Source organism: Bacillus sp. FJAT-49736 (assembly GCF_018343615.1).
Taxonomy (GTDB): Bacteria; Bacillota; Bacilli; order Bacillales; family Bacillaceae_C; genus Margalitia.
Genome location: NZ_JAGYPI010000006.1, coordinates 15,221 through 39,652 on the forward strand (window position 1 = coordinate 15,221; position 24,432 = coordinate 39,652).

Annotated in this window: 39 protein-coding genes; 1 reads left to right on the forward strand and 38 read right to left on the reverse strand. The window is 38.9% G+C overall.

Translation table 11 applies throughout. The features are described 5' to 3' along the window. The first annotated feature begins 46 nt into the window (after positions 1–46). Complete coding sequence (locus KHA87_RS20695) at positions 47–502, forward strand: hypothetical protein (protein WP_213096039.1); 456 nt, start codon at positions 47–49, stop codon at positions 500–502. Between the two features lie 142 nt (positions 503–644). On the opposite strand, the gene KHA87_RS20700 is transcribed toward KHA87_RS20695, so the two are convergent. The 38 genes from KHA87_RS20700 to tuf all read right to left on the reverse strand — a co-directional run bounded on the left by KHA87_RS20700 (position 645) and on the right by tuf (position 24,414). Next, entirely contained in the window at positions 645–1,115 is a 471-nt protein-coding gene (locus KHA87_RS20700) for a hypothetical protein (protein ID WP_213096040.1), read from the reverse strand. A 102-nt stretch (positions 1,116–1,217) separates the two neighbouring features. Then, the gene (locus KHA87_RS20705; protein ID WP_213096041.1) at positions 1,218–3,149 is read right to left on the reverse strand and encodes an outer membrane protein assembly factor BamB family protein; all 1,932 of its coding nucleotides are present in this window, start codon (positions 3,147–3,149) and stop codon (positions 1,218–1,220) included. Positions 3,150–3,438: 289 nt separating this feature from the next. After that, entirely contained in the window at positions 3,439–3,831 is a 393-nt protein-coding gene (gene rpsI / locus KHA87_RS20710) for a 30S ribosomal protein S9 (RefSeq protein ID WP_213096042.1), read from the reverse strand. 21 nt (positions 3,832–3,852) lie between these two features. After that, entirely contained in the window at positions 3,853–4,290 is a 438-nt protein-coding gene (gene rplM, locus KHA87_RS20715; RefSeq protein ID WP_213096043.1) for a 50S ribosomal protein L13, read from the reverse strand. Between the two features lie 293 nt (positions 4,291–4,583). Then, positions 4,584–5,324 (reverse strand): tRNA pseudouridine(38-40) synthase TruA, encoded by a 741-nt coding sequence (gene truA / locus KHA87_RS20720; protein WP_213096044.1) that lies wholly within the window; start codon positions 5,322–5,324, stop codon positions 4,584–4,586. An 11-nt stretch (positions 5,325–5,335) separates the two neighbouring features. Then, entirely contained in the window at positions 5,336–6,133 is a 798-nt protein-coding gene (locus tag KHA87_RS20725) for an energy-coupling factor transporter transmembrane component T family protein (RefSeq protein ID WP_213096045.1), read from the reverse strand. After that, positions 6,130–6,999 (reverse strand): energy-coupling factor ABC transporter ATP-binding protein, encoded by an 870-nt coding sequence (locus KHA87_RS20730; protein WP_213096046.1) that lies wholly within the window; start codon positions 6,997–6,999, stop codon positions 6,130–6,132. Before KHA87_RS20730 ends, KHA87_RS20725 begins: the two co-directional genes overlap by 4 nt. Then, positions 6,975–7,814 (reverse strand): energy-coupling factor ABC transporter ATP-binding protein, encoded by an 840-nt coding sequence (locus KHA87_RS20735; RefSeq protein WP_213096047.1) that lies wholly within the window; start codon positions 7,812–7,814, stop codon positions 6,975–6,977. Before KHA87_RS20735 ends, KHA87_RS20730 begins: the two co-directional genes overlap by 25 nt. Before the next feature lie 461 nt (positions 7,815–8,275). Further along, complete coding sequence (gene rplQ / locus KHA87_RS20740) at positions 8,276–8,638, reverse strand: 50S ribosomal protein L17 (RefSeq protein ID WP_213096048.1); 363 nt, start codon at positions 8,636–8,638, stop codon at positions 8,276–8,278. Between the two features lie 34 nt (positions 8,639–8,672). Then, positions 8,673–9,617 (reverse strand): DNA-directed RNA polymerase subunit alpha, encoded by a 945-nt coding sequence (locus KHA87_RS20745; RefSeq protein ID WP_213096049.1) that lies wholly within the window; start codon positions 9,615–9,617, stop codon positions 8,673–8,675. Positions 9,618–9,791: 174 nt separating this feature from the next. Next, entirely contained in the window at positions 9,792–10,181 is a 390-nt protein-coding gene (rpsK, locus tag KHA87_RS20750; RefSeq protein WP_213096050.1) for a 30S ribosomal protein S11, read from the reverse strand. A gap of 25 nt (positions 10,182–10,206) precedes the next feature. Continuing rightward, positions 10,207–10,572, reverse strand: a complete 366-nt coding sequence (gene rpsM, locus KHA87_RS20755; protein ID WP_213096051.1) for a 30S ribosomal protein S13 — start codon at positions 10,570–10,572, stop codon at positions 10,207–10,209. Positions 10,573–10,595: 23 nt separating this feature from the next. Beyond that, positions 10,596–10,709, reverse strand: a complete 114-nt coding sequence (gene rpmJ / locus KHA87_RS20760; protein ID WP_000868344.1) for a 50S ribosomal protein L36 — start codon at positions 10,707–10,709, stop codon at positions 10,596–10,598. A 38-nt stretch (positions 10,710–10,747) separates the two neighbouring features. Further along, on the reverse strand, positions 10,748–10,966 hold the full coding sequence (gene infA, locus KHA87_RS20765) for a translation initiation factor IF-1 (protein WP_055741079.1): 219 nt from the start codon (positions 10,964–10,966) through the stop codon (positions 10,748–10,750). A gap of 500 nt (positions 10,967–11,466) precedes the next feature. Beyond that, on the reverse strand, positions 11,467–12,126 hold the full coding sequence (locus tag KHA87_RS20770; protein WP_213096052.1) for an adenylate kinase: 660 nt from the start codon (positions 12,124–12,126) through the stop codon (positions 11,467–11,469). Between the two features lie 65 nt (positions 12,127–12,191). Continuing rightward, entirely contained in the window at positions 12,192–13,484 is a 1,293-nt protein-coding gene (gene secY / locus KHA87_RS20775) for a preprotein translocase subunit SecY (protein WP_213096053.1), read from the reverse strand. Further along, positions 13,484–13,924, reverse strand: coding sequence for a 50S ribosomal protein L15 (gene rplO / locus KHA87_RS20780; RefSeq protein WP_213096100.1), 441 nt, complete (start codon positions 13,922–13,924; stop codon positions 13,484–13,486). The genes secY and rplO overlap by 1 nt, the downstream gene beginning before the upstream one ends. A 32-nt stretch (positions 13,925–13,956) precedes the next feature. After that, positions 13,957–14,139, reverse strand: a complete 183-nt coding sequence (gene rpmD / locus KHA87_RS20785) for a 50S ribosomal protein L30 (protein WP_213096054.1) — start codon at positions 14,137–14,139, stop codon at positions 13,957–13,959. A gap of 13 nt (positions 14,140–14,152) precedes the next feature. After that, positions 14,153–14,653 carry a 30S ribosomal protein S5 gene (rpsE, locus tag KHA87_RS20790; RefSeq protein ID WP_055737816.1) on the reverse strand — a complete coding sequence of 167 codons (501 nt, stop codon included), beginning with the start codon at positions 14,651–14,653 and terminating at the stop codon, positions 14,153–14,155. 21 nt (positions 14,654–14,674) lie between these two features. Continuing rightward, on the reverse strand, positions 14,675–15,037 hold the full coding sequence (gene rplR, locus KHA87_RS20795; RefSeq protein ID WP_213096055.1) for a 50S ribosomal protein L18: 363 nt from the start codon (positions 15,035–15,037) through the stop codon (positions 14,675–14,677). 33 nt (positions 15,038–15,070) lie between these two features. Next, positions 15,071–15,610: a 50S ribosomal protein L6 gene (rplF, locus tag KHA87_RS20800; RefSeq protein WP_213096056.1), complete on the reverse strand. Its 540-nt coding sequence runs from the start codon at positions 15,608–15,610 to the stop codon at positions 15,071–15,073. A gap of 30 nt (positions 15,611–15,640) precedes the next feature. Next, the gene (gene rpsH, locus KHA87_RS20805; protein WP_213096057.1) at positions 15,641–16,039 is read right to left on the reverse strand and encodes a 30S ribosomal protein S8; all 399 of its coding nucleotides are present in this window, start codon (positions 16,037–16,039) and stop codon (positions 15,641–15,643) included. Positions 16,040–16,069: 30 nt separating this feature from the next. Further along, positions 16,070–16,255 (reverse strand): type Z 30S ribosomal protein S14, encoded by a 186-nt coding sequence (locus KHA87_RS20810; RefSeq protein WP_055737812.1) that lies wholly within the window; start codon positions 16,253–16,255, stop codon positions 16,070–16,072. 25 nt (positions 16,256–16,280) lie between these two features. Next, complete coding sequence (gene rplE / locus KHA87_RS20815) at positions 16,281–16,820, reverse strand: 50S ribosomal protein L5 (protein WP_213096058.1); 540 nt, start codon at positions 16,818–16,820, stop codon at positions 16,281–16,283. Positions 16,821–16,846: 26 nt separating this feature from the next. Next, the gene (gene rplX, locus KHA87_RS20820; RefSeq protein ID WP_213096059.1) at positions 16,847–17,158 is read right to left on the reverse strand and encodes a 50S ribosomal protein L24; all 312 of its coding nucleotides are present in this window, start codon (positions 17,156–17,158) and stop codon (positions 16,847–16,849) included. 36 nt (positions 17,159–17,194) lie between these two features. Further along, positions 17,195–17,563, reverse strand: a complete 369-nt coding sequence (gene rplN / locus KHA87_RS20825; RefSeq protein WP_213096060.1) for a 50S ribosomal protein L14 — start codon at positions 17,561–17,563, stop codon at positions 17,195–17,197. Positions 17,564–17,610: 47 nt separating this feature from the next. Next, positions 17,611–17,874, reverse strand: coding sequence for a 30S ribosomal protein S17 (gene rpsQ, locus KHA87_RS20830; protein ID WP_066226688.1), 264 nt, complete (start codon positions 17,872–17,874; stop codon positions 17,611–17,613). An 18-nt stretch (positions 17,875–17,892) separates the two neighbouring features. Further along, positions 17,893–18,096 carry a 50S ribosomal protein L29 gene (rpmC, locus tag KHA87_RS20835; RefSeq protein ID WP_003351417.1) on the reverse strand — a complete coding sequence of 68 codons (204 nt, stop codon included), beginning with the start codon at positions 18,094–18,096 and terminating at the stop codon, positions 17,893–17,895. Further along, the gene (gene rplP / locus KHA87_RS20840; RefSeq protein WP_213096061.1) at positions 18,086–18,520 is read right to left on the reverse strand and encodes a 50S ribosomal protein L16; all 435 of its coding nucleotides are present in this window, start codon (positions 18,518–18,520) and stop codon (positions 18,086–18,088) included. Before rplP ends, rpmC begins: the two co-directional genes overlap by 11 nt. Positions 18,521–18,522: 2 nt before the next feature. Beyond that, the gene (gene rpsC / locus KHA87_RS20845; protein ID WP_213096062.1) at positions 18,523–19,179 is read right to left on the reverse strand and encodes a 30S ribosomal protein S3; all 657 of its coding nucleotides are present in this window, start codon (positions 19,177–19,179) and stop codon (positions 18,523–18,525) included. 3 nt (positions 19,180–19,182) lie between these two features. Beyond that, complete coding sequence (gene rplV / locus KHA87_RS20850; RefSeq protein WP_213096063.1) at positions 19,183–19,524, reverse strand: 50S ribosomal protein L22; 342 nt, start codon at positions 19,522–19,524, stop codon at positions 19,183–19,185. An 18-nt stretch (positions 19,525–19,542) separates the two neighbouring features. Further along, positions 19,543–19,821 (reverse strand): 30S ribosomal protein S19, encoded by a 279-nt coding sequence (gene rpsS, locus KHA87_RS20855; protein ID WP_213096064.1) that lies wholly within the window; start codon positions 19,819–19,821, stop codon positions 19,543–19,545. Between the two features lie 60 nt (positions 19,822–19,881). Next, complete coding sequence (gene rplB, locus KHA87_RS20860; protein ID WP_213096065.1) at positions 19,882–20,712, reverse strand: 50S ribosomal protein L2; 831 nt, start codon at positions 20,710–20,712, stop codon at positions 19,882–19,884. 38 nt (positions 20,713–20,750) lie between these two features. Continuing rightward, on the reverse strand, positions 20,751–21,035 hold the full coding sequence (gene rplW / locus KHA87_RS20865; protein ID WP_213096066.1) for a 50S ribosomal protein L23: 285 nt from the start codon (positions 21,033–21,035) through the stop codon (positions 20,751–20,753). After that, a complete protein-coding gene (gene rplD, locus KHA87_RS20870; protein ID WP_213096067.1) occupies positions 21,035–21,658 on the reverse strand; it encodes a 50S ribosomal protein L4 in 624 nt (207 codons plus the stop codon). The genes rplW and rplD overlap by 1 nt, the downstream gene beginning before the upstream one ends. A gap of 28 nt (positions 21,659–21,686) precedes the next feature. Further along, positions 21,687–22,316, reverse strand: coding sequence for a 50S ribosomal protein L3 (rplC, locus tag KHA87_RS20875; protein WP_213096068.1), 630 nt, complete (start codon positions 22,314–22,316; stop codon positions 21,687–21,689). A gap of 33 nt (positions 22,317–22,349) precedes the next feature. Continuing rightward, a complete protein-coding gene (gene rpsJ, locus KHA87_RS20880; RefSeq protein WP_003354783.1) occupies positions 22,350–22,658 on the reverse strand; it encodes a 30S ribosomal protein S10 in 309 nt (102 codons plus the stop codon). 568 nt (positions 22,659–23,226) lie between these two features. Beyond that, on the reverse strand, positions 23,227–24,414 hold the full coding sequence (gene tuf, locus KHA87_RS20885) for an elongation factor Tu (RefSeq protein WP_213096069.1): 1,188 nt from the start codon (positions 24,412–24,414) through the stop codon (positions 23,227–23,229). Positions 24,415–24,432: the final 18 nt, after the last annotated feature.

Here is a 24,432-nt window from a genome sequence, read left to right on the forward strand (position 1 = left end):
CCTTTATGCAAACAAATAATAACCAATAATAGGATGGTGGTTTTAAATGAAGATTTTCTCAAAGGGAAAGAATTGTTTTGGAGTTTTTGTTTTATCCGTTTGCTTACTTTTTGGTTTGTCATTGGCTTCTTCCCAACATTTGAGGGCAGAATCAGTTCTTGGATCGACGGAAGATAAGGGCATCACCCTTACACTTGATAACTATGAAATACAAAACTATGGTCAAGAAATGATAGTTAACTACACTATTCATGCTGCATCAGAAACTCTGTTAAATGAGGATGGGATGGCACCGATAAAAGATTTAGATTTTTCGATTGGAAATAGAGTAGTCCAAGGAAAAGACACTTGGCATAAGAAAATTGGAAACCGAAAATACCAAGGTGCGATAAAGGTAGACTTACCGCAATATAGACCGGCCACCTCAAATGTGATTTTTAATACTGATTCTATCTCTAACCAAAAGGGGAAATGGACCATTAACTTCCAAATACAAAAATAGTTCATTGGGAACTGTTGAAGTCCCAGGCTTGGCCTGGGACTTCTATTTTTATATTTTGATAAGCCTTATTAAAACGGGAATCCAAAAATTAATCCCGTACCATTTTAAAAATTGATACGGGATCCTTTAAGGTATCACTATCTTAGTATTTATCGCTCCTAAGGAGGAATTTAACGGTCCATTGACCCTTTTGATTCAAAATTCCATGTGTATGAATGGACATTTCAGAATTATCGGGTCTGTAATGCTGTAGTTGTACTGTTATAGTTCCTTTATACTCGTTACTACTTACTCTTTTAAACGATTCGAATTCCTCACGAACTAACGTATGTCCAATCCAAATATACGGATTCTGGATCAAACCTTTTGCATTCGGATTAACTTGTATATTCGAATTTGAATGTATCGTATAATGCAACTGAATATTTTGACCGTGGTTTACAATGGAATAGCTATTGATTGTAAACTGGATTCCGTTATCCTCGGATGAACCTAGGACCTGTCTTGATTGTGATTCTGCAATAATCAAAGCAGGGGAGGTAAAGCCAAAGAGCAAGCAAATGATTAAGGACACACCAATGAATTGCACGGTATATTTCGATAGATTCCTCATTTTCCACCATCCTTATTATTAATTTCTATAATTTGTTTTCTTTTATGAAGCAATCCGAGTCTAAATAAACAGACTCGACTTGGATCGCTTCAAGAAAACACCTTATTTCTTTTTGGATAGCCAATCCGCTAGTGCTTCTGCTTCTGCACCTTTAGCTAATCCTGCCGGCATGCGGTCTCCACCGTTTAAGATTTGATTCAGTATGTCATGTTTAGACATCGATTTACCTATGTGTTGAAGATTTGGAGCAGTTGCACCTTGAAGATTATCTCCATGACAAGAAACACAACTTCTTTTGTAAACCGTCATCGGGTCAATTTTAACAGTATCTGCTTGCCCTTGTAATTTTGCATTTTTATTAATAGCTCCAGGTTTTAACTTACCCCCGAGTCCGTAAACGACTACCTTCGTACCACCAGTGATTAACGCCACATATTCCTTACCGTCCACTGTATAAATGGCTGGTGCCATTTTGATTTGTTTTCCTCCACTGTCCATGCTCCATAACACTTTATTGTTTTTAATATCGAGAGCATTCACTTTTCCGCTCAATTCCCCGTAAAAGGCAAGTCCTGAGGCTGTACTTGTGAATCCACCATACATCGGATCGTCCGTTTTCCTTTGATATGCCTTTTTCCCCGTATTCATATCAATTGCTGTAATGGTACCAGAAGGCTTAACATCTTTTGGTAAAGGCAGTATCTTCGTACCTGGGAAGGTATTATTATCTTTTGCAATCTCTTTTGCATCTTTAGCTGCTACCATTAGATTAGGGCTGTTAATACCAGGAATAAGCACATAGTTGGTGTCAGGATCATAAGTCTGTGGAGCATAGCTTTCTCCACCTGGTGTTCCTGGCCATTGTAGTTTAACCTTACTCTCATCGCTTGGTACGGAAGAATGTTGAATTTTGACAAACGGTACACCATCATAAATGGTTTTCCCCGTTTTTGCGTCCCATGCATACCACTTTCCATTCTTACCGCCTTCCACCACAACCTTTTGTTTTTTCCCGCCGACCTTTGCATTGAGAATCATCGGTGTCGCGGCAGCGTCATAATCCCAAACATCATGATCGACTTGAGATGATGCCCACTTAAATTTCCCTGTTTTACTATCCAAAGCAACGATAGAATCAGTGTAAGGATTTTTTCCTTTTCTATCTGCATCGTAAAAGTCAGGAGCTGGGTTCCCTACTGCAAAATACATCATATCTGTATCTGGATCAAAGGACATCGGCGTCCATACGGAACCTCCGCCCGTATATTTCCCCTTCGCCCAACCCTTTCCTCTTTCAGGAACGGTCCAAAACGGCTCTTTCCATAGCGGTTCCAGGGTATCAGCTTTAAACGCCCAAACGAAACCTCGTGTACCATTATCGCCACCGCTGCTTCCAACGTAAATGTTGCCATCATAATACATTGGGGCCGAAGATTCATAGTATCTGTTTTCTAACTTGATAGTAGGCTCATGATCCCAAAAGTTTACCATTTTTATCAGTTTTCCGGTTTTCGCATCAAGTTTGGCAAGTCGATTGTCTATCATCAAGACAAATACATTGCCATTGGCTACAGCTACGCCTCTACTTGCCACATTGGATTGCCATGGCAAACTATTAAGATGGTCAAGTACCTCCTTAGGAGGTGTCCATGCCCAAAGCTTCTTTCCGCTAGCACCGTCAATGGCAAATACATGATTTTTGGCACTAGTCACATACATCACCCCATCATGCACGACTGGGAAATCCTCTTGTAAGTTAGGAACATCTTTATTCCAATCCAAGATATCTTGTTGCCAGGCAATCCCCATTTTTTTCACATTATCTTTTGTAATTTCTTTATAGGGCACATGTCGGGTATGCTGAAGGTCATAGCCCCAATTTGGGAAACCTGTCTCCTCTACCTGATTTGCCTGATTGGATTTCTTCGTTTCGTTTCCCTTATTTGCATTGTTTTGGTTATTCTTCGTTTGACAGCCAACCATGACTATACCGGCAAGCAAGACTAAACCTGTTGACTTAAAAAAACGCCTCACAAAAATACCCTCCTTAAGACAATTTCTTTTATAAGAACAATGGTATATTTTCCTAAGTGCCCTCAGATTATACAAATTGTGAAACATACACCATTTTTATTTTGTCTGGAGTTAAGTGAGGCTATTTTACAAGTTCACTTTCGCTTATGTAAGATAACTATTCCTTATAAAGGTCAATTCGTTTCTAATTTCATGATTTTATAGTGTTGGAATACGTGGATATAAGGAATTTTTCAAGCAAAAAAAGACCCCCAGACAAAATGTCTGAGAGCCTTTGAAACGTTGATAATTAACGTTTTGAGAACTGAGGAGCACGACGTGCACCTTTAAGACCGTATTTTTTACGTTCTTTCATACGTGGGTCACGTGTTAATAGACCTGCTGGCTTTAATGTTGCACGGTAAGCAGGATCTGCTTGTAGTAACGCACGAGCGATACCATGACGGATTGCACCAGCTTGACCAGTAAATCCACCGCCGTTAACATTTACTAATACATCATAGCTGCCAAGTGTTTCAGTAGCAACTAGAGGTTGTTTGATTACTTCGATTAATGCTGCAAATGGAATGTAGTTTTCTACATCACGACCGTTAATAACAATGCTGCCGTTACCTGGAACTAGGCGTACACGAGCAACAGAGCTTTTACGACGTCCTGTTCCGATATATTGAACTTGTGCCAAAATAATACCCTCCCTTATAAATTATCCGCGAAGTTCGTAACTTTCCGGTTTTTGTGCTTGATGTGGATGTTCTGCTCCAGCATAAACATGAAGCTTTTTGAACATTTGACGTCCTAAAGATCCTTTTGGAAGCATGCCTTTAATAGCAAGCTCAAGCATTTTCTCTGGATAGTTTGTACGCATTTCGTTTGCTGTACGAGTTTTTAAACCGCCTGCAAATTGAGTATGACGGTAGTAAATTTTGTCAGAAAGTTTTTTACCAGTTAATTCGATTTGAGATGCGTTAATAATAATTACATGATCACCAGTATCAACATGTGGTGTGAAAGTTGGTTTATGTTTACCGCGTAAAATAGATGCTACTTCACTAGCTAGGCGACCTAAAGTCTTGCCAGCAGCGTCTACAACATACCATTTACGTTCAACTGTATTTGCATTAGCCATATACGTAGTACGCATTCGTTACCCTCCTAAAAATAAAAAATATCCATTATCTTGTATTTATTTCATCACAATAAGTTTCCGGGGCTTATCGTGGGGTTAAAAATAATACCATAGGTTATAATATCTTTTTCTGACGTCAATGTCAAGATAATGTTACACCTGGTTTAGTTGTTTTAATAGAAAAGAGAAAGTGCCTTGCTCATCGGCGTATGGATGAGTGATATTAGAAGCGTCAATTCACTTGGAGCTAGACATCTCGAAAAGCAGAATCTCCTTGCTCATGGATGTATAGCCACTTGGAATACCTTCTATTCATAAAATACTTTCCATAAATATAAACCTTCTGGCCCAGCAGTTTTTCCAGCAAGCTTTCTATTTTTCTCCTCTATTATCATCGGAATTTGCTCAGGCTGTTTTCTGCCTCTTCCTACTTCTAATAGTGTCCCCATAATAATTCGCACCATATTATATAAAAATCCATTGCCGACAAATTTAAAAATCAATTCATCCTTTTCCTGAGTAAAACTAATTTCGTGCAGCGTCCTAATTCTGCTCGAAACAGTTGTTTTAGCAGAACAGAAGCTCGTAAAATCATGGGTCCCCAAGAAGTATCCCAGTGCCTTTTCCATAGCTTCTAAATCTAGTTTATATGGATAATAGTGCGAATAGTGGCGTTTAAATGGATCTCTTTCGCTGCTAGTATATACTCTATAGCGATATTCCTTGCCAATCGCACTATGTCTTGCATGAAAATCATTATCTGCTGCTTCCACACTTTTGACCACAATATCATCCGGAAGTGTCGTGTTTAGAACAGTCGACCATTTCTCCACAGGTACTTCAAGCGGAGAATCAAAATGAATCACTTGACCATATGCGTGAACACCTGCATCTGTACGGCCAGATCCTTCTACAATAATATGCTGCCCTTTATGAATCTTGCGGAGCGCTTTTTCAAGTTCTCCTTGAACCGTTCTATCTCTCGGTTGAATTTGATAACCGCAAAAGCTGGAGCCATCATAAGATATTACACCTTTGTAACGTGACATAAAAAACCTCGTTATGATCGTAGGATAGTTAAAATTGCTGTAATAAAAACTAATACTATAAGACTTGCTGTATCAGAGAAGGACCATAGCAGCAATCTATATTTTGTTCTGCCTTCCCCACCGTGATATCCTCTCGCTTCCATCGCTGTTGCTAGCTCCTCTGCACGTTTAAATGAGCTAACAAAAAGAGGAATCAATAAAGGAACAATTGCCTTAATCCGATCTTTCAATGGACCGCTTGTAAAGTCCACCCCTCTTGCCATTTGTGCTTTCATAATTTTATCCGTCTCGTCCATCAAGGTAGGAATAAAACGCAAGGAAATGGACATCATTAGTGCCAGTTCATGGACAGGAAATTTGATTTTTTTTAATGGATTTAATAATGTTTCTAAACCATCTGTTAACGAAATTGGTGAGGTTGTTAAGGTTAATAATGATGTAACAAAAATCAAAATCATAAATCGAAAGGAGATAAATAATCCTTGTCTTAACCCTTCTTCATATATTTTAATAAATCCCAAATGAAAAATAACCTGCCCTTGTTTCGTAAAAAATAAGTGTAATACTAAAGTAAAAAGTACAAGCCAAAGCACCGGCTTTAAGCCATTAATAAAAAATCGAAAAGGAATCTTTGCTATAAAAATTAGTAAGATCGTAAAAGCAGCTAAAATAGCATAGGTAACTACATTATTTGCCAAGAAAACAATACAAATAAATGCGAATACAAATATTAGTTTCGAACGAGGATCCAAATGATGTACGATAGAATCAGCAGGAACATAGCGCCCAAAGATCATTTTCTCCATCATACCCGAACACCTCTCCATTCCACATTTTTCAATGCCTGAGTTAATTCATCAATGGTAAGACAGGTTTTCCCTAGCTTTACATGGAACTTTTCCTCAAACAAATATTGAAAACGGACAACATCCGGTACATTTAATCCTAAGGAAATTAACTCCTTTGGCTCCGAAAAAATCTCTTGCGGAGTCCCCTTTTGCTTTAACTCCCCATGCTGTAAGATTGCAATTTCATCTGCATAAATAGCTGCATCCTCCATGCTATGGGTTACTAGAATCGTGGACAAGCCTTTTTCCTTATGCAAGCGGTAGAACATTTCCATAATCTCTTTCCTGCCTCGCGGATCAAGTCCAGCCGTAGGCTCGTCTAATACAAGAACCTCAGGTTCCATTGCTAAAACACCTGCAATTGCAACTCTTCTCATTTGACCACCGGACAGATCAAACGGTGACTTTAATAGGACCTCTTCCGGCAATCCTACTTGCAAGATCAGCTCTCTTGCCCGTTTTTGTGCATCTTCCTTTGAAACACCAAAATTCATTGGTCCGAAGCAAATATCCTTTTCCACCGTTTCTTCAAAAAGCTGATGCTCTGGGAATTGAAATACTATACCGACTTTTTGTCGAATGGGACGAAGCTGTTTTTCTTTTTTACCGGACATAACAGTTCTATCACCAATGGTAACTTTGCCATTTGTCGGCTGTAGTAAGGCATTTAAATGCTGAAGTAAAGTAGATTTCCCTGATCCAGTATGACCGATTATTGCTAAAAACGTGCCTTGTGGTATTTGAAGATTGATATCATGAAGAGCCAGTCTCTCAAATGGTGTACCGGCTTGGTATCGATATTCTACTTGTTCGAGTGTAATGTCCATAATGCATCCACCAATTCTTCTTCTGTAAGATAATATGATTCCAGGGGAAAACCTATTTCTTGTAAAGATTTAGACATTTTTATGGAGAAAGGTATATCCAAACCTAATTTAACTAATTCTTCATCCATCTCAAAAATTTCACTTGGGAGTCCTTCTCTATAAACTTTCCCACTATTCATGACAATAATTCGATCTGCTCTTGCTGCCTCTTCCAAATCATGTGTGATTGATATAACTGTTAATCCGATTTGATCCTTTAATTCACGGATAGTGTTTAAGACTTCTAACCGCCCCTTCGGATCTAACATAGAAGTAGCTTCATCCAAAATAATGACATTCGGTTGTAAAGCAATAACTCCTGCAATCGCCACTCTTTGCTTTTGTCCGCCAGATAAATGGTGTGGCTCTTGATCGAGAAATGCAGACATATTGACCTTTTCTAATGATTCAAGGACTCTCGTAACCATTTGTTCACGTGGTATCCCATTGTTTTCTAAACCAAAAGCCACATCATCTTGTACAGTAGTACCCACAAATTGATTATCAGGATTTTGAAAAACCATTCCGATTCGTTTTCTAACATCCCAGATGGTTTCTTCCGATAAAGAAATACCATCAACACGCACTTCACCCTTTTCTGGGAATTGGAGACCATTAATTAGCTTCGCAAGCGTAGATTTCCCCGATCCATTATGTCCAACAATTGCAAGCCATTCTCCTCCCCTTACTTCCAAGGAAACGTCTTCAAGCGCATAATGCTCCTGACCTTCATATTTATAGAATATATTTTCAATAGAAATTATGGGTGCTGCCATCCAATTTCCTCCTCTGTCTATGCTAGTCTAGTCATTCTAAAACTCTGCTCTACTGTTTTTTAGGCTGTTTTCGCATTTGTTGTTGCTGTTCTTATGTTGTTATCCATCCTATTATAGGTTTGGCTAAGGGATATCTAATCTTAAGATGATTATGGATACATTGCCTAGATAAGGATTATTATAAGGTTATTGTTAACAAAGGCTACAAAGTATAAGTAATGAGCCTTTATTAAAATCGAGATTTATGAAATAAATAAAAAAGCCCGTACCCCTCTCCAAGGTTACGCGCGCCCTTTTTATCATCACTCTAGTATTAGAGATGGAGAGGGATACAAGGAGCTAGACGGGACAGCCAATTTACATTTCTGCCCATCATAACACTCTGATAGCTTTATAATTATACAAAAAGGGCATTGAAGCAGTTATGAATAACTGTCCTGCCCTTGATGTAAAAAGTAGTATTATACTAATTCGATAACAACTACAGGTGCACCGTCACCGCGACGAGGTCCAATTTTCATGATACGTGTGTATCCGCCTTGACGCTCTTGATAGCGAGAAGCAATATCACCAAATAGCTTTTGAACAGCATCTTGGTTTGTTTCAGCATCTGCAACTTCGTGGCGAATATATGCAGCAGCTTGACGACGTGCGTGTAAGTCACCACGCTTACCAAGTGTAATCATCTTTTCAACAACTGAGCGCAATTCTTTCGCACGAGCTTCAGTTGTTTCAATACGTTCGTTGATGATTAGGTCAGTTGCTAAATCGCGAAGTAATGCTTTACGTTGGGCACTTGTACGTCCTAATTTTCTGTAAGGCATGAAGTTTCCCTCCCTTGTTGAATTTTACTTTATATCAATCGTCTTTTCTTAAGCCAAGACCAAGCTCTTCTAGCTTTGCCTTTACTTCTTCTAAAGACTTACGACCAAGATTACGTACCTTCATCATATCCTCTTCAGTTTTGTTGGCCAACTCCTGAACAGTGTTAATCCCAGCACGTTTTAAACAGTTATAGGAACGAACGGAAAGATCCAATTCTTCAATGGTCATTTCAAGAACCTTTTCTTTCTGATCCTCTTCTTTTTCAACCATGATTTCAGCATTTTGAGCCTCATCCGTTAATCCGACAAAGATGTTTAAATGTTCATTTAAAATCTTTGCACCAAGAGAAATGGCTTCTTTTGGTCCAATGCTGCCATCAGTCCAAACATCGAGTGAGAGCTTGTCATAATTGGACATTTGTCCAACACGTGTATTTTCCACTTGGTAGTTTACACGTTGAACTGGAGTATAAATAGAGTCAATAGGAATAACTCCAATAGGATGATCCTCACGCTTATTAAGATCTGCTGGTGTATAACCGCGACCTCTAGTAGCAGACATACGCATACGGAAATGGGCATTTTTTGCCAAAGTAGCAATATATAAATCTGGATTTAAGATTTCTACATCACTATCATGTGTAATATCTGCAGCCGTAACGACTCCTTCTCCCTGAACATCAATTTCAAGCGTCTTCTCTTCGTCAGAATATATTTTTAATGCTAGCTTTTTAAGATTTAGGATAATAGATGTAACATCTTCCACGACGCCTTCAATTGTTGAGAACTCATGCATTACCCCATCTATTTGAATAGACGTGACAGCGGCACCTGGGAGTGAGGATAATAGGATACGACGTAAGGAGTTACCCAAAGTTGTACCATATCCACGCTCAAGCGGTTCTACGACGAACTTTCCATAAGATGCATCATCGTTGACCTCAACCGTTTCAATTTTTGGTTTTTCAATTTCAATCATTCAAATTTACCCTCCTTCAAAACGTCGAAACCCCGGTAAGAAATTAATTCTAGTAAACCGAAATTCCCCTGTATACATTCCCGTTTGTGCACAACAACTGGATTAATCTAATCTGTTTTAAAAACATATCATATCCCATTATAGACAGGGATACAAAATCTCATACAGAGAAAATTAAACACGACGGCGTTTTGGTGGGCGACATCCATTATGTGGAACTGGTGTAACGTCTTTAATTGCTGTAACTTCTAATCCTGCAGCTTGTAATGCACGGATCGCAGCTTCACGGCCAGCACCAGGACCTTTAACAGTTACTTCAAGAGTTTTCATACCATGCTCCATAGAAGCTTTTGCTGCAGTTTCAGCTGCCATTTGTGCCGCGAATGGAGTAGATTTACGAGAACCTTTAAATCCTAGCGCACCAGCACTTGACCAAGCAAGAGCATTTCCATGAGGATCAGTAATAGTTACGATTGTATTGTTAAATGTAGAACGAATATGTGCAATACCAGATTCGATATTCTTTTTCACACGACGTTTACGAGTATTAGTTTTACGTGCCATTCTATTAAGAAACCTCCTTTGCTAATTATTTCTTTTTACCTGCTACAGTCTTACGAGGACCTTTACGAGTACGTGCATTGTTCTTCGTGTTTTGACCGCGAACTGGTAAGCCACGACGATGACGTAGACCACGGAATGAACCGATTTCCATCAAACGTTTGATGTTTAATGAAATTTCACGACGAAGGTCACCTTCTACTTTAAGCTTGTCGATAATATCACGAATTTTATTTAATTCTTCTTCTGTTAAATCGCGAACGCGTGTATCTTCAGATACGCCTGCTTCAGCTAAAACTTTTTGAGCAGTTGGTTTACCAATACCATAGACATAAGTTAATGAGATCACTACACGTTTATCACGTGGAATGTCAACACCTGCAATACGTGCCATTGAAAAAGCGCACCTCCTTCAATTTATCCTTGTTTTTGTTTGTGTTTAGGGTTTTCACAAATAACCATGACTTTACCTCTTCTGCGAATAACTTTGCACTTTTCACAGATTGGCTTAACTGATGGTCTGACTTTCATCTGTCTTTACCTCCTTAACAGTACGGAGTGCATTACTATTATTTATAACGATACGTGATTCTTCCGCGCGTTAAATCATATGGAGAAAGCTCAACCGTAACTTTATCCCCAGGTAGAATTCGAATAAAGTGCATTCTGATCTTTCCGGAAACATGTGCTAATACGGTATGGCCATTCTCTAATTCTACCTTAAACATTGCATTTGGCAAAGTTTCACTTACAGTACCTTCAACCTCGATAACATCGTCTTTCGCCATCGAACCCGACTCCCTTCTATCAAGCATATGGGACCACTTTTAATATCGCATTATATTACATAATGATATATTGGTGGGTCTTCATGTAATTCTTGACCAATCCTATGTTCAGCATACTTGCCAACATAAAAAAGCCTTTTTGCTACGACAACTAATGAATCGCATGAGAGATGTTCGAAAGACGCTCACAAGGCTTTTAATCTTGTAAGCCTTGATAGAGAGATTTTCTCAAGTCACCTCTAATAGCTTCCCGGTTTCTATGTCAATTGTACCTAAAGGATAGGTCCATAAAGAATCACCATGATAGCCATTATAAATAACATCGTCACCGATGTTAGATGTCTCCATCTTAATATTGATTACAAGAAATGATGGAACAAATAATATTGTTCACGAAAAAATTTGCACCCACGCATTCCATTATAACCTTTCATTGAAGGAAATGCATCAAACCTATACATAAAATTTTCAGCAATTACATCCAATTTTAGAAATGTATATTAGGCTTTACTGGATAATCCTTCTAATAACACTTCAATGTCAACAAATACTTTATCAATATCCTGTTGACCATTGATGGATCTCAAATAACCTTTTTGTTCATAAAAATCAAGCAGAGGCTGAGTTTGTTTAATGTTAACCTCTAATCGGTTTTGAACAGTTTCTTCATTGTCATCTGGTCTTTGATATAATTCTCCGCCACAACGATCACATACACCAGATTGCGTTGGAGGATTAAAAACCAAGTGATAAGTGGCACCACAATTTTTACAAATTCGGCGGCCAGTTAAACGTTCCATTAAAATATCTTTATCTACTTGAATATTGATACAAAAATCGATTTGCTTTTGAAGATCCGTGAGAATTGCTTCAAGTGCTTCTGCTTGAGGAACCGTTCTTGGAAACCCATCAAGTAAGAAACCATCTTCACAATCCTTTTTGCTTAAACGTTCACGAACAATGCCGATTGTTACTTCATCCGGAACAAGTTCGCCTTTATCCATAAAGGATTTAGCTTTCAAGCCTAGCTCCGTGCCCTCTTTCATAGCTGCTCGGAACATATCGCCAGTTGAAATATGAGGTATTCCATACTTATCGACGATTTTTTCAGCTTGTGTTCCTTTTCCGGCACCGGGAAGACCCATTAACACTAGATTCACCAGTACTTCCCCCTTAAGACTTAATTCATGTTTTAGGAACAACTAATTGCTCCTAAAACACAGTATTACTTAATAAAACCTTTATAATGACGCTTTACAAGCTGTGATTCTAATTGTTTCATTGTATCAAGCGCAACCCCGATCATTACAAGCAAGCTTGTTCCACCGATCTGAACTGCTGGTGGCAACCCGGCAAGGTCCGTAAATAGAACTGGTAGAATCGAAACAACCGCAAGGAATATAGATCCGACGAATGTTAAACGATATAGTACCCTTGTAAGATATTCCTGAGTACTCTTACCTGGACGAATTCCTGGAATGTATCCACCTTGTTTTTTCAGGTTATCAGCCATCTGCTCTGGATTAACTTGAACAAACGCATAGAAGTAAGTGAAAGCTATGATTAACGCAACATAGATTACAGCACCTACCGGTTTCGTATAATCAAATACCCACTGGATTGTATCTGTTACATTGTTTGAACCAAAGAAAGATGCAATTGTTCTTGGAGCTACGATAAACGATACCGCGAAGATTACTGGAATAACCCCTGCTGCATTTACTTTTAATGGTAAGTGAGTCGATTGTCCTCCAACAGGACTACGACCTGCAAGACGTTGTGCATATTGAATCGGTATTTTTCTTAATGCCTGTTGAACAAAGATAACACCAACTACAATAGCTATTACAACTAAAACAATAAGTAGTAAGATAACTATCTTTAAAAATAGCTGTTGACCAGCATTTTTAAATTGTTGTTCAAAAATCTGAGTAATCATACTTGGTACTCTGGCAACGATACCTGCGGCAATGAGAATCGAGATTCCGTTACCAACACCATATGCTGTAATTTGTTCACCAAGCCACATTAAGAATGCAGTTCCAGCAGTCAAAACAACAGCAATGATTAAATATGTTCCCCAGTTAGGATTCAAAATTAATTGACCTTGTGTCATAGAGTTGAATCCGTATGACATACCAATGCCTTCAATGAAAGCAAGAATAATTGTGAAGTAACGTGTAAATTGCGCTAATTTACGACGTCCCACTTCACCTTGTTTAGACCATTCCGTAAACTTCGGAACAACGTCCATTTGCAATAACTGAACAATGATTGAAGCAGTGATGTATGGCATTATTCCCATTGCAAATAAAGAGAATTTATAAAGTGCTCCACCACCAAAAGTATTCAGAATACTGAAGAAACCACTTTGGTCGTTTGCTTCTAATGCAGCCGCGTTTACAAATGGAACGGGAATAAAAGCTCCAATTCTAAAAACGACTAGCATTAAAAGAGTGAAGATAACCTTACGTCTAATATCACCTACACGCATAAAATTGGAGATTGTCGAAAACATTAAATCACCTCGGTAGTTCCGCCAGCAGCTTCAATTGCTTCTTTAGCAGCAGAGGAGAATTTGTGAGCTTTTACAGTCAACTTTTTCTCAAGCTTACCATTTGCAAGAATTTTGATTCCTGCTTTTTCTTTGCTTACAACTCCTGTTTCGATAAGAAGAACTGGTGTAATCTCAGTACCGTCTTCAAAGCGATTTAATGCATCAAGATTAACGATCGCATAATCCTTACGATTGATATTAGTGAAACCGCGTTTTGGTAAACGACGGAATAAAGGTGTTTGACCACCCTCAAAGCCAAGGCGTACTCCGCCGCCTGAACGAGCGTTTTGACCTTTATGACCTTTACCAGCTGTTTTACCATTTCCGGAACCAATACCACGACCGACACGATTACGCTGTTTGCGTGATCCTTCTGCAGGTTGTAATTCATGAAGTTTCATCATCGGCACCTCCTTGTATAAACAAAATTGGATTACTGTTCTTTCACTGTGACAAGATGAGCAACTTTAGTAACCATACCACGAATAGCAGCATTGTCTTGATGCTCAACTGTTTGATTTACTTTACGCAAACCAAGAGCTTTAACTGTTTCACGTTGATCCTGAGGACGACCGATCAAGCTACGAGTGAGGGTAATTGCTAATTTGTTTGCCATTATAATTCCCTCCTTATCCTAACAGTTCTTCTACTGATTTATTACGTAATTTAGCAACATCTTCGGCACGCTTCAATTGCTTAACTCCCTCAATTGTTGCACGAATCATGTTAATAGGTGTATTTGAACCTAATGATTTAGATGTGATATCAGCTACCCCAGCTAATTCAAGTACCGCACGCACTGGACCACCAGCAATTACACCAGTACCTGGTGAACCTGGCTTCATAAGGATAGAACCAGCACCAAAACGACCGATCACTTCATGTGGAATGGTTGTACCTACCATAGGTACTTCCACTAAGTTTTTCTTAGCATCTTCAACAGCTTTGCGAATTGCATCAGGTACCTCTTGAGCTTTTCCAGTTCCAAAGCCAACATGACCATTTCTGTCTCCAACAACCACTAGTGCTGAGAAACGGAAACGACGTCCACCTTTAACAACCTTCGCAACACGGTTAACAGTAACAACGCGTTCTTCTAATTCAAGTTTGTTAGGATCAATGTTACGCATCTATATGTCCCTCCTTTTTTATTAAAATTCCAGTCCGTTTTCACGAGCTGCATCAGCAAGAGCTTTAATACGTCCGTGATAGAGATATCCACCACGATCGAATACTACACTCGTAAAGCCTTTTTCAACTGCACGCTTTGCAATAAGTTCGCCGACTTTTTTAGCGGCATCCACATTGCTAGCTGATTCTAAGTTTAGTTCTTTTTCAAGTGTTGATGCACTTGCTAAAGTTACACCTTGAGAATCATCAATCAATTGTGCATAGATATTTTTATTAGAACGATATACGTTTAAGCGAGGACGTGCTGTTGTACCACTTAATTTAGCGCGTACACGTGCATGTCTTTTTTTACGTACCTGATTTTTATCCGGCTTAGTGATCATCTGTGGTAACTCCTTTCTACTGTCTAGGCAGCATTATTTACCTGTTTTACCTTCTTTTCTACGTACATATTCGCCTTCGTAACGAATACCTTTACCTTTATATGGTTCTGGCGGACGAACGTCACGAATATTAGCAGCTAAAGCGCCAACGCGTTCTTTACTTGTACCTCTTACAATAACTTTTGTATTGGAAGGTACTTCAATTTCAAGACCACTTTCAGCTTCGAATTCAACAGGATGAGAATAACCAACATTCAATACAAGTTTAGCGCCTTGTTTTTGAGCACGGTATCCAACACCGACTAATTCTAATGTTTTTTCGTAACCTTTTGATACACCTTCAACCATATTTGAAAGCAAAGCACGTGTCGTACCATGTAATGCACGATGTGCTTTTGAATCTGAAGGACGAGTAACATTGATTACATTCTCTTCAACGTTAATAGCGATATCAGGGTTAAAGCTGCGACTTAGCTCGCCTTTAGGACCCTTAACTGTTACATTGTTTTCTCCGTCTACTGTAATAGTTACACCAGATGGAATTTCAATAGGTTTTTTACCTACACGGGACATTTTGTTGCACCTCCGTTCATTTAAAAAGTATTACCAAACGTAAGCTAGTACTTCTCCACCAACTTGTTTGTTACGAGCTTCTTTATCTGTTAATACACCTTGAGAAGTAGATACGATAGCTATACCAAGGCCGTTAAGAACTTTTGGAACCTCATCAGCTTTTGCATATACACGTAATCCAGGCTTACTGATACGCTTAATACCAGTGATTACACGCTCATTGTTTGAGCCGTATTTCAAGAAGATACGGATGATCCCTTGTTTGTTATCTTCAATATATTCAACATCACGAACGAAACCTTCACGCTTTAAGATTTCAGCAACTTCTTTTTTAAGTTTAGAAGCAGGAACTTCTAATTTTTCGTGACGTACCATGTTTGCGTTACGAATACGAGTAAGCAAATCTGCGATTGGATCTGTCATTACCATATGATTTTACCTCCTTCCCAAATTCGGGTTTTACCAGCTAGCTTTTTTGACACCAGGAATTTGACCCTTGTATGCAAGTTCACGGAAACAAATACGGCAAAGTTTAAATTTGCGAATAACTGAATGTGGACGGCCACAACGTTCGCAACGTGTATAAGCTTGCACTTCAAACTTTGGTGTGCGTTTTTGCTTCACGATCATAGATTTTTTAGCCACGTTTACGCCTCCCTTATTTTGACGTTTACTTTTGGAATGGCATTCCGAACTGAGTTAATAACTCACGACCTTCTTCGTCTGTTTTTGCAGTTGTTACGATAACGATATCCATACCACGGATTTTACTTACTTTATCGTAATCAATTTCAGGGAAGATAAGCTGTTCTTTAACACCAAGTGTATAGTTTCCACGACCATCAAATGACTTCTTAGAAATACCACGGAAGTCACGAACACGTGGAAGTGAAACTGAAATTAATTTATCTAGGAATTCATACATACGTTCTCCGCGAAGAGTTACTTTACAGCCGATAGGCATACCTTCACGAAGACGGAATCCTGCGATAGAGTTTTTCGCTCTAGTAATAACTGGCTTTTGACCAGTGATGATTGTTAATTCTTCAACAGCATTGTCAAGTACTTTTGAATTTTGAACAGCGTCACCAACACCCATGTTGATTACGATCTTTTCAATTTTCGGTACTTGCATTACTGATTTATAACCAAATTTACTTGTTAAAGCTGGAGTTAATTCATTTACATATTTTTCCTTTAGGCGGTTCATGTAGTGTACCTCCCTTCATCTAAGAACTATTTATCTAAAACTTCACCAGATTTTTTCGCTACACGTACTTTTTTGCCATTTACTTCTGTATAACCAACGCGAGTAGGCTCGTTTGATTTAGGATCTAATAACATTACATTTGATACGTGAATAGGTGCTTCTTGGCTAATGATTCCACCTTGTGGGTTAACTTGAGAAGGCTTGGAATGCTTTTTAATAATATTCACACCTTCAACAATCACACGGTCTTTTTTAGGAAATGAAGCAAGGATAACACCTGTTTTTCCTTTATCTTTACCTGTAATAACCATTACTTTGTCGCCTTTTTTTACATGCATCTTAATCGCACCTCCTTGATTAATAATCCGATTATATTAAAGAACTTCTGGAGCTAAGGATACGATTTTCATGAAATTATTGTTACGTAGTTCACGAGCAACAGGTCCGAAGATACGAGTTCCACGTGGACCCTTATCATCACGGATAATTACACATGCGTTTTCATCAAAACGGATGTATGAACCATCAGGACGTCGCATACCGCTTTTCGTACGAACAATAACAGCTTTAACGACATCACCTTTTTTAACAACGCCTCCTGGTGTTGCTTGTTTGACTGTACAAACGATAACATCACCAATATTAGCTGTTTTGCGGCCAGAACCACCTAGAACTTTAATCGTTAAAACTTCTCTAGCACCAGAGTTGTCAGCAACTTTTAAACGAGTTTCTTGTTGAATCATGATTGTTTACCTCCCTTCGGAATAAACATAAATCCGATACTTTTTTATTAGATAATAACAGCCTTTTCAACGACTTCTACAAGACGGAAACGTTTTGTCGCAGATAATGGACGAGTTTCCATAATGCGAACGATATCGCCGATTTTAGCTTCATTTTGCTCATCATGAGCTTTGAATTTTTTAGAGTACTTCACGCGTTTGCCGTAAAGTGAGTGTTTTTTATAAGTTTCTACAAGAACAGTAACTGTTTTGTCCATTTTATCAGAAACAACACGTCCTGTATAAACTTTTCGTTGGTTGCGTTCACTCATTGTGCAAACCTCCTCTCATTATCGATTGTTAACACCGATCTCTCTTTCACGGATCACGGTTTTCATGCGAGCAATCGCTTTGCGTACTTCACGGATGCGAGCAGTATTTTCAAGTTGCCCTGTAGCTAATTGGAAACGAAGGTTAAATAACTCTTCTTTTAAAGATTTAACTTTTTGTTCTATTTCTGCAGTGGTAAGGTCACGAATTTCATTAGCTTTCATTTGATTCACCACCAATTTCTTCTCGTTTTACGAATTTACATTTAACCGGTAACTTATGAGCTGCAAGACGAAGAGCTTCACGAGCGATTTCTTCAGATACACCTGCAATTTCAAACATAATTTTACCTGGTTTAACAACTGCCACCCAGCCTTCAGGAGCACCTTTACCGGAACCCATACGAACTTCTAGTGGTTTTGCAGTATATGGTTTGTGAGGGAAGATTTTAATCCAAACTTTACCTCCACGTTTCATATAACGAGTCATCGCGATACGAGCAGCTTCAATTTGGCGGTTAGTGATCCAAGATGCTTCAAGAGCTTGTAGACCAAATTCACCAAATGCTACTTCTGTACCACCTTTCGCACGACCACGCATTTTTCCACGATGTTCGCGACGATATTTAACGCGTTTAGGTAATAACATGATTATTTTCCTCCTTCCTCAGTCTTTTTCTTCGTAGGAAGAACCTCTCCACGATAAATCCATACTTTCACACCTAATTTACCGTAAGTTGTATCTGCTTCAGCATGTGCATAATCAATATCAGCACGTAAAGTGTGAAGTGGAACAGTTCCTTCGCTGTAGCCTTCTGTACGAGCCATGTCAGCTCCACCTAGACGGCCTGAAACTTGTGTTTTAATTCCTTTTGCACCAGCACGCATTGCACGTTGGATAGCTTGCTTTTGTGCACGACGGAAAGATACACGATTTTCTAATTGACGAGCAATATTTTCTGCTACTAATTTAGCATCAATATCTGCTTTTTTGATTTCTACAATATTAATGTGTACGCGTTTGCCAGTTAGTTCGTTAAGAGCTTTACGAAGTGCTTCAACTTCAGTACCGCCCTTTCCAATTACCATACCTGGTTTCGCTGTGCGGATTGTGATGTTAATACGATTTGCAGCACGTTCAATTTCAACACCAGAAACAGATGCATCGCTTAAACGTTTTGAAATGTATTCACGAACTTTAATGTCTTCATGTAGAAGGTCAGCGTAGTCCTTTTCCGCGTACCATTTAGATTCCCAGTCACGAATGACTCCGATACGTAAACCTATTGGATGTACTTTTTGTCCCACGAATTATCCCTCCTTCTTTTCTGATACTACGATTGTAATGTGGCTAGTACGTTTGTTAATTTGGCTTGCACGGCCCATAGCACGTGGACGGAAACGTTTTAGTGTCGGTCCTTCGTTTACATATGCTTCTGTAACTACAAGGCTATTAACGTCCAAATCATAGTTATGCTCTGCATTAGCAATAGCAGACTTTAATACTTTTTCAACAATTGGTGAAGCTGCTTTTGGCGTAAAGTTCAAAATAGCAATCGCTTCTCCTGCTTGCTTTCCTCGAATTAGATCAACAACTAGGCGTGCCTTACGAGGAGCAATACGAACTGTTCTTGCAACAGCTTTAGCTTGCATCGGGATGCCCTCCTCTCATTAGCGTCTTGTTTTCTTATCGTCACTAGCGTGACCTTTATAAGTACGAGTTGGTGCAAATTCACCAAGCTTATGACCTACCATATCTTCTGTTACATAAACCGGAACGTGTTTGCGACCATCATAAACCGCAATTGTGTGACCGATGAATGCAGGGAAGATTGTAGAACGACGAGACCAAGTTTTGATTACTTGTTTTTTGTCAGTTTCATTAAGCTTATCAACTTTAACCATTAAATGTTCATCAACAAAAGGTCCTTTTTTTAAGCTACGACCCATGCTCGAACCTCCCTTCGTGATTGCGCTACGGCCCTTAATTTGAACCGTAGTTCAACCGCGTTATTTTTTGCGACGACGCACAATAAATTTATCAGATTTGTTCTTTTTCTTACGTGTTTTGTAACCAAGTGTCGGTTTACCCCATGGAGTCATTGGTGACTTACGTCCGATAGGAGCACGTCCTTCACCACCACCGTGAGGGTGATCGTTAGGGTTCATAACAGATCCACGAACAGTTGGGCGCTTGCCTAACCAACGAGAACGACCTGCTTTACCGATATTGATTAATTCGTGTTGCTCATTACCAACTTGACCAATAGAAGCACGGCAAGTTGCAAGAATCATACGAACTTCACCAGAAGTTAAACGTACTAATACGTATTTTCCTTCTTTACCTAGAACTTGAGCAGAAGTACCTGCGGAACGTACTAATTGTCCACCTTTACCAGGCTTTAACTCGATGTTATGAACAACTGTACCTACAGGAATATTAGCAAGTGGAAGTGCATTACCTACTTTAATATCTGCATCTGGACCAGATACAACTTCCATACCAACTTTTAGGTTTTTTGGAGCTAAGATATAACGCTTCTCACCATCAACATAATTGATTAGTGCGATATTAGATGAACGGTTTGGATCATACTCAATTGTAGCAACGCGTCCTGGTATACCATCTTTATCACGTTTAAAGTCGATAATACGGTATTGACGCTTATGACCGCCACCTTGATGACGAACTGTTAACTTACCTTGGTTGTTACGGCCGCCTTTGCTTTTAAGAGGCGCAAGTAATGATTTTTCCGGTCTATCAGTAGTGATTTCCGCAAAATCAGAAACTGTCATGCCGCGACGTCCATTAGAGGTCGGTTTATATTTTTTGATCGCCATGTTTTTCCCTCCTCTTCTATTCTTTCGAGATTATTAAATTAAACTTCGAATAACTCAATTTCTTTGCTGTCAGCAGTTAATGTAACAATTGCTTTACGGCGCTTGTTTGTATAACCTGCATGTTTACCCATACGCTTGAACTTGCCTTTATAATTCATCACATTTACCTTTGCAACCTTCACACCAAAGATTTCTTCAACAGCATCTTTCACTTGTGTTTTATTTGCACGCACATCTACTTCAAATGTATATTTCTTGTCAGCCATAACATCAGTAGATTGTTCTGTGATGACGGGGCGCTTAATGATATCACGTGAATCCATTAACCAAGCACCTCCTCTACTTTTTCAACTGCAGCTTTAGTCATGATTAATTGATCATGAGATACTACATCTAATACATTAATACCATTAGCATCAACAACAGTAATACCAGGGATATTACGAGCGGATAGTGCAACATTTGCATCTGTGCCATCTGTTACTACTAATGCTTTCTTAGCCACTGATAAGTTTTTAAGTACTGCTGCAAATTCCTTTGTTTTTGGAGCATCAAAAGATAATGATTCTAATACAAGAATATTAGCTTCTAATACTTTAGAAGAAAGTGCAGATTTGATTGCTAAACGACGTACTTTCTTTGGTAGTTTGTAGCTATAGCTACGAGGAACTGGACCAAATACTGTACCGCCTCCACGCCATTGTGGTGATCTAATAGATCCTTGACGAGCACGACCAGTACCTTTTTGACGCCATGGTTTTTTACCACCACCGCTTACTTCAGAACGGTTTTTCACTTTATGAGTACCTTGACGTAATGACGCTCTTTGCATAACAATCGCATCGAACAATACGTGTTGGTTTGGTTCAATACCAAATACGGAATCATTAAGTTCTATTTCTCCAACTTGAGATCCTGTTTGGTTATATAGAGCTACTTTCGGCATTCCTGTTTCCTCCTTTCCTTAATGTTAATTACTTTGCTTTAATCGCAGATTTGACTTTAAGCAATGCTTTTTTAGGACCAGGAACATTACCCTTTACAAGGATAAGATTGCGTTCAACATCAACTTTCACAATTTGCAAGTTTTGAATAGTAATTTGCTCTCCACCCATGCGTCCAGGTAATGCTTTTTGCTTGAATACACGGTTTGGAGCAACAGGACCCATAGATCCAGGGCGACGATGATAACGAGAACCGTGAGCCATTGGTCCACGAGATTGTCCGTGGCGCTTAATTACACCTTGGAAACCTTTACCTTTAGAGATTCCAGTTACATCTACAATGTCACCTTCTGCAAAAATATCAACTTTGACTTCTTGACCAATTTCATACCCATCTAAGTTTTCTACGCCGAATTCGCGAACGAAGCGCTTAGGAGCAGTATTGGCTTTTGTTACATGACCTTTTTCCGGCTTGTTAGCAAGCTTTTCACGTTTGTCTTCAAAACCAAGCTGAATTGCTTCGTAACCATCAGTATCAACAGTTTTCTTTTGAAGAACAACGTTTGGAGTTGCTTGGATTACAGTTACAGGAATAAGATCACCATTCTCAGCAAATACTTGCGTCATACCGATTTTTCTTCCTAAGATTCCTTTGGTCATGAGTCACACCTCCTGTTTTCCATAAAATATTTATTAAAGTTTGATTTCAATGTCTACACCAGACGGTAAATCTAAACGCATTAGCGAATCTACTGTTTGTGGAGTAGGGTTCACAATATCGATTAGACGTTTATGCGTACGCATTTCAAATTGCTCACGAGAATCTTTGTACTTGTGCACAGCACGAAGAATAGTGTATACAGATTTTTCTGTTGGTAACGGAATCGGACCAGATACAGCTGCACCAGATCTTTTTGCTGTTTCAACAATTTTTTCTGCAGATTGATCAAGGATTCTGTGATCATATGCTTTTAAACGAATACGAATTTTTTGTTTTGCCATTACTTTCCCTCCTTTTTCGCCTATTTTAAATAGACATTCTCCATGGAAATTTCCCTCACACTCGCCATGGCAAAGCGGCCGGGTGTGTCGGCAACCTTCCACTTCATCGCAGTCAAAGACCAACATTATCTATTATACATAAATCATATATAATATGCAATACTATGATATATATTTGTTAGGTCTCCTTCACTTTTTTTATTATACATATTTCAACTATTAGCATCAAGGTCTTCTGCCTATCGTGGAATTTTCAATTAATTTTATTTAGAAATGTATATTATATAGAAGAAACTAAGTATAAATGGAGACCAATCACTGATTACGGTATTATTTACTAGGTTTTTTTATTTAGTTCTTTCCTAAAACTTTCCTTTTGGTAACGAAAACCTAATATCAATCCTAACTTTGGTTAATAATAGATAATCATTTTAATAAAAAAATGCATCTAAAACGAGTCCATATTAGAATAAAGAACAATTTACGAATAACAAAAATATATTTACAAATCAGCTTAATATAAAAAAGCAGACGATCGTCATCGTCTGCTTTTAATTTATTTCGTTTATTATTTTTGGATTGTAGTTACAACGCCTGAACCAACAGTACGTCCACCTTCGCGGATTGAGAAACGAGTTCCTTCTTCAATCGCGATTGGAGAAATTAGTTCTACAATCATTTCTGTGTTATCGCCAGGCATAACCATTTCAGTACCTTCTGGTAATTGAACAATACCAGTTACGTCAGTTGTACGAAAATAGAATTGTGGACGATAGTTTGAGAAGAATGGAGTATGACGTCCACCTTCTTCTTTAGATAATACATAAACTTCAGCTTTGAAGTTAGTATGTGGAGTAATTGTTCCTGGTTTAGCAAGAACTTGACCACGTTGGATTTCTTCACGAGCAACCCCACGAAGAAGTGCACCGATGTTATCTCCAGCTTCTGCATAATCAAGAAGCTTACGGAACATTTCAACACCTGTTACAGTTGTTGATTTTGGTTCTTCAGCTAAACCGATGATTTCTACAACATCACCAACTTTAACTTGACCACGCTCAACGCGTCCTGTTGCAACTGTACCACGACCAGTGATGGAGAATACGTCCTCAACTGGCATCATGAATGGTTTGTCAGTATCACGTTCTGGAGTTGGGATATACTCATCAACTGCAGCCATTAATTCAATGATTTTTTCTTCCCAAGCTGGATCTCCCTCAAGAGCTTTAAGAGCAGAACCTTTGATAACTGGTACATCATCACCAGGGAAATCATATTCAGATAGAAGGTCACGAACTTCCATTTCTACTAATTCAAGAAGCTCTTCGTCGTCTACCATATCACATTTGTTTAAGAATACTACTAGGTAAGGAACACCTACGTTACGTGATAAAAGAATGTGCTCACGAGTTTGTGGCATTGGACCGTCAGCAGCAGATACTACTAGGATACCACCGTCCATTTGAGCAGCACCAGTGATCATGTTTTTAACGTAGTCAGCATGTCCTGGGCAGTCAACGTGTGCATAGTGACGAGTATCAGTTTCATACTCAACGTGTGCAGTGTTGATTGTGATACCGCGCTCACGCTCTTCAGGAGCACCGTCAATTTGATCATATGCGCGTGCTTCTGCTTTACCTTGCTTAGCAAGAACAGCAGTGATTGCAGCTGTTAAAGTAGTTTTACCATGGTCAACGTGACCAATTGTACCGATATTAGCATGAGTTTTGGAACGGTCGAATTTAGCTTTAGCCATTAGAAAATCCTCCTCAAT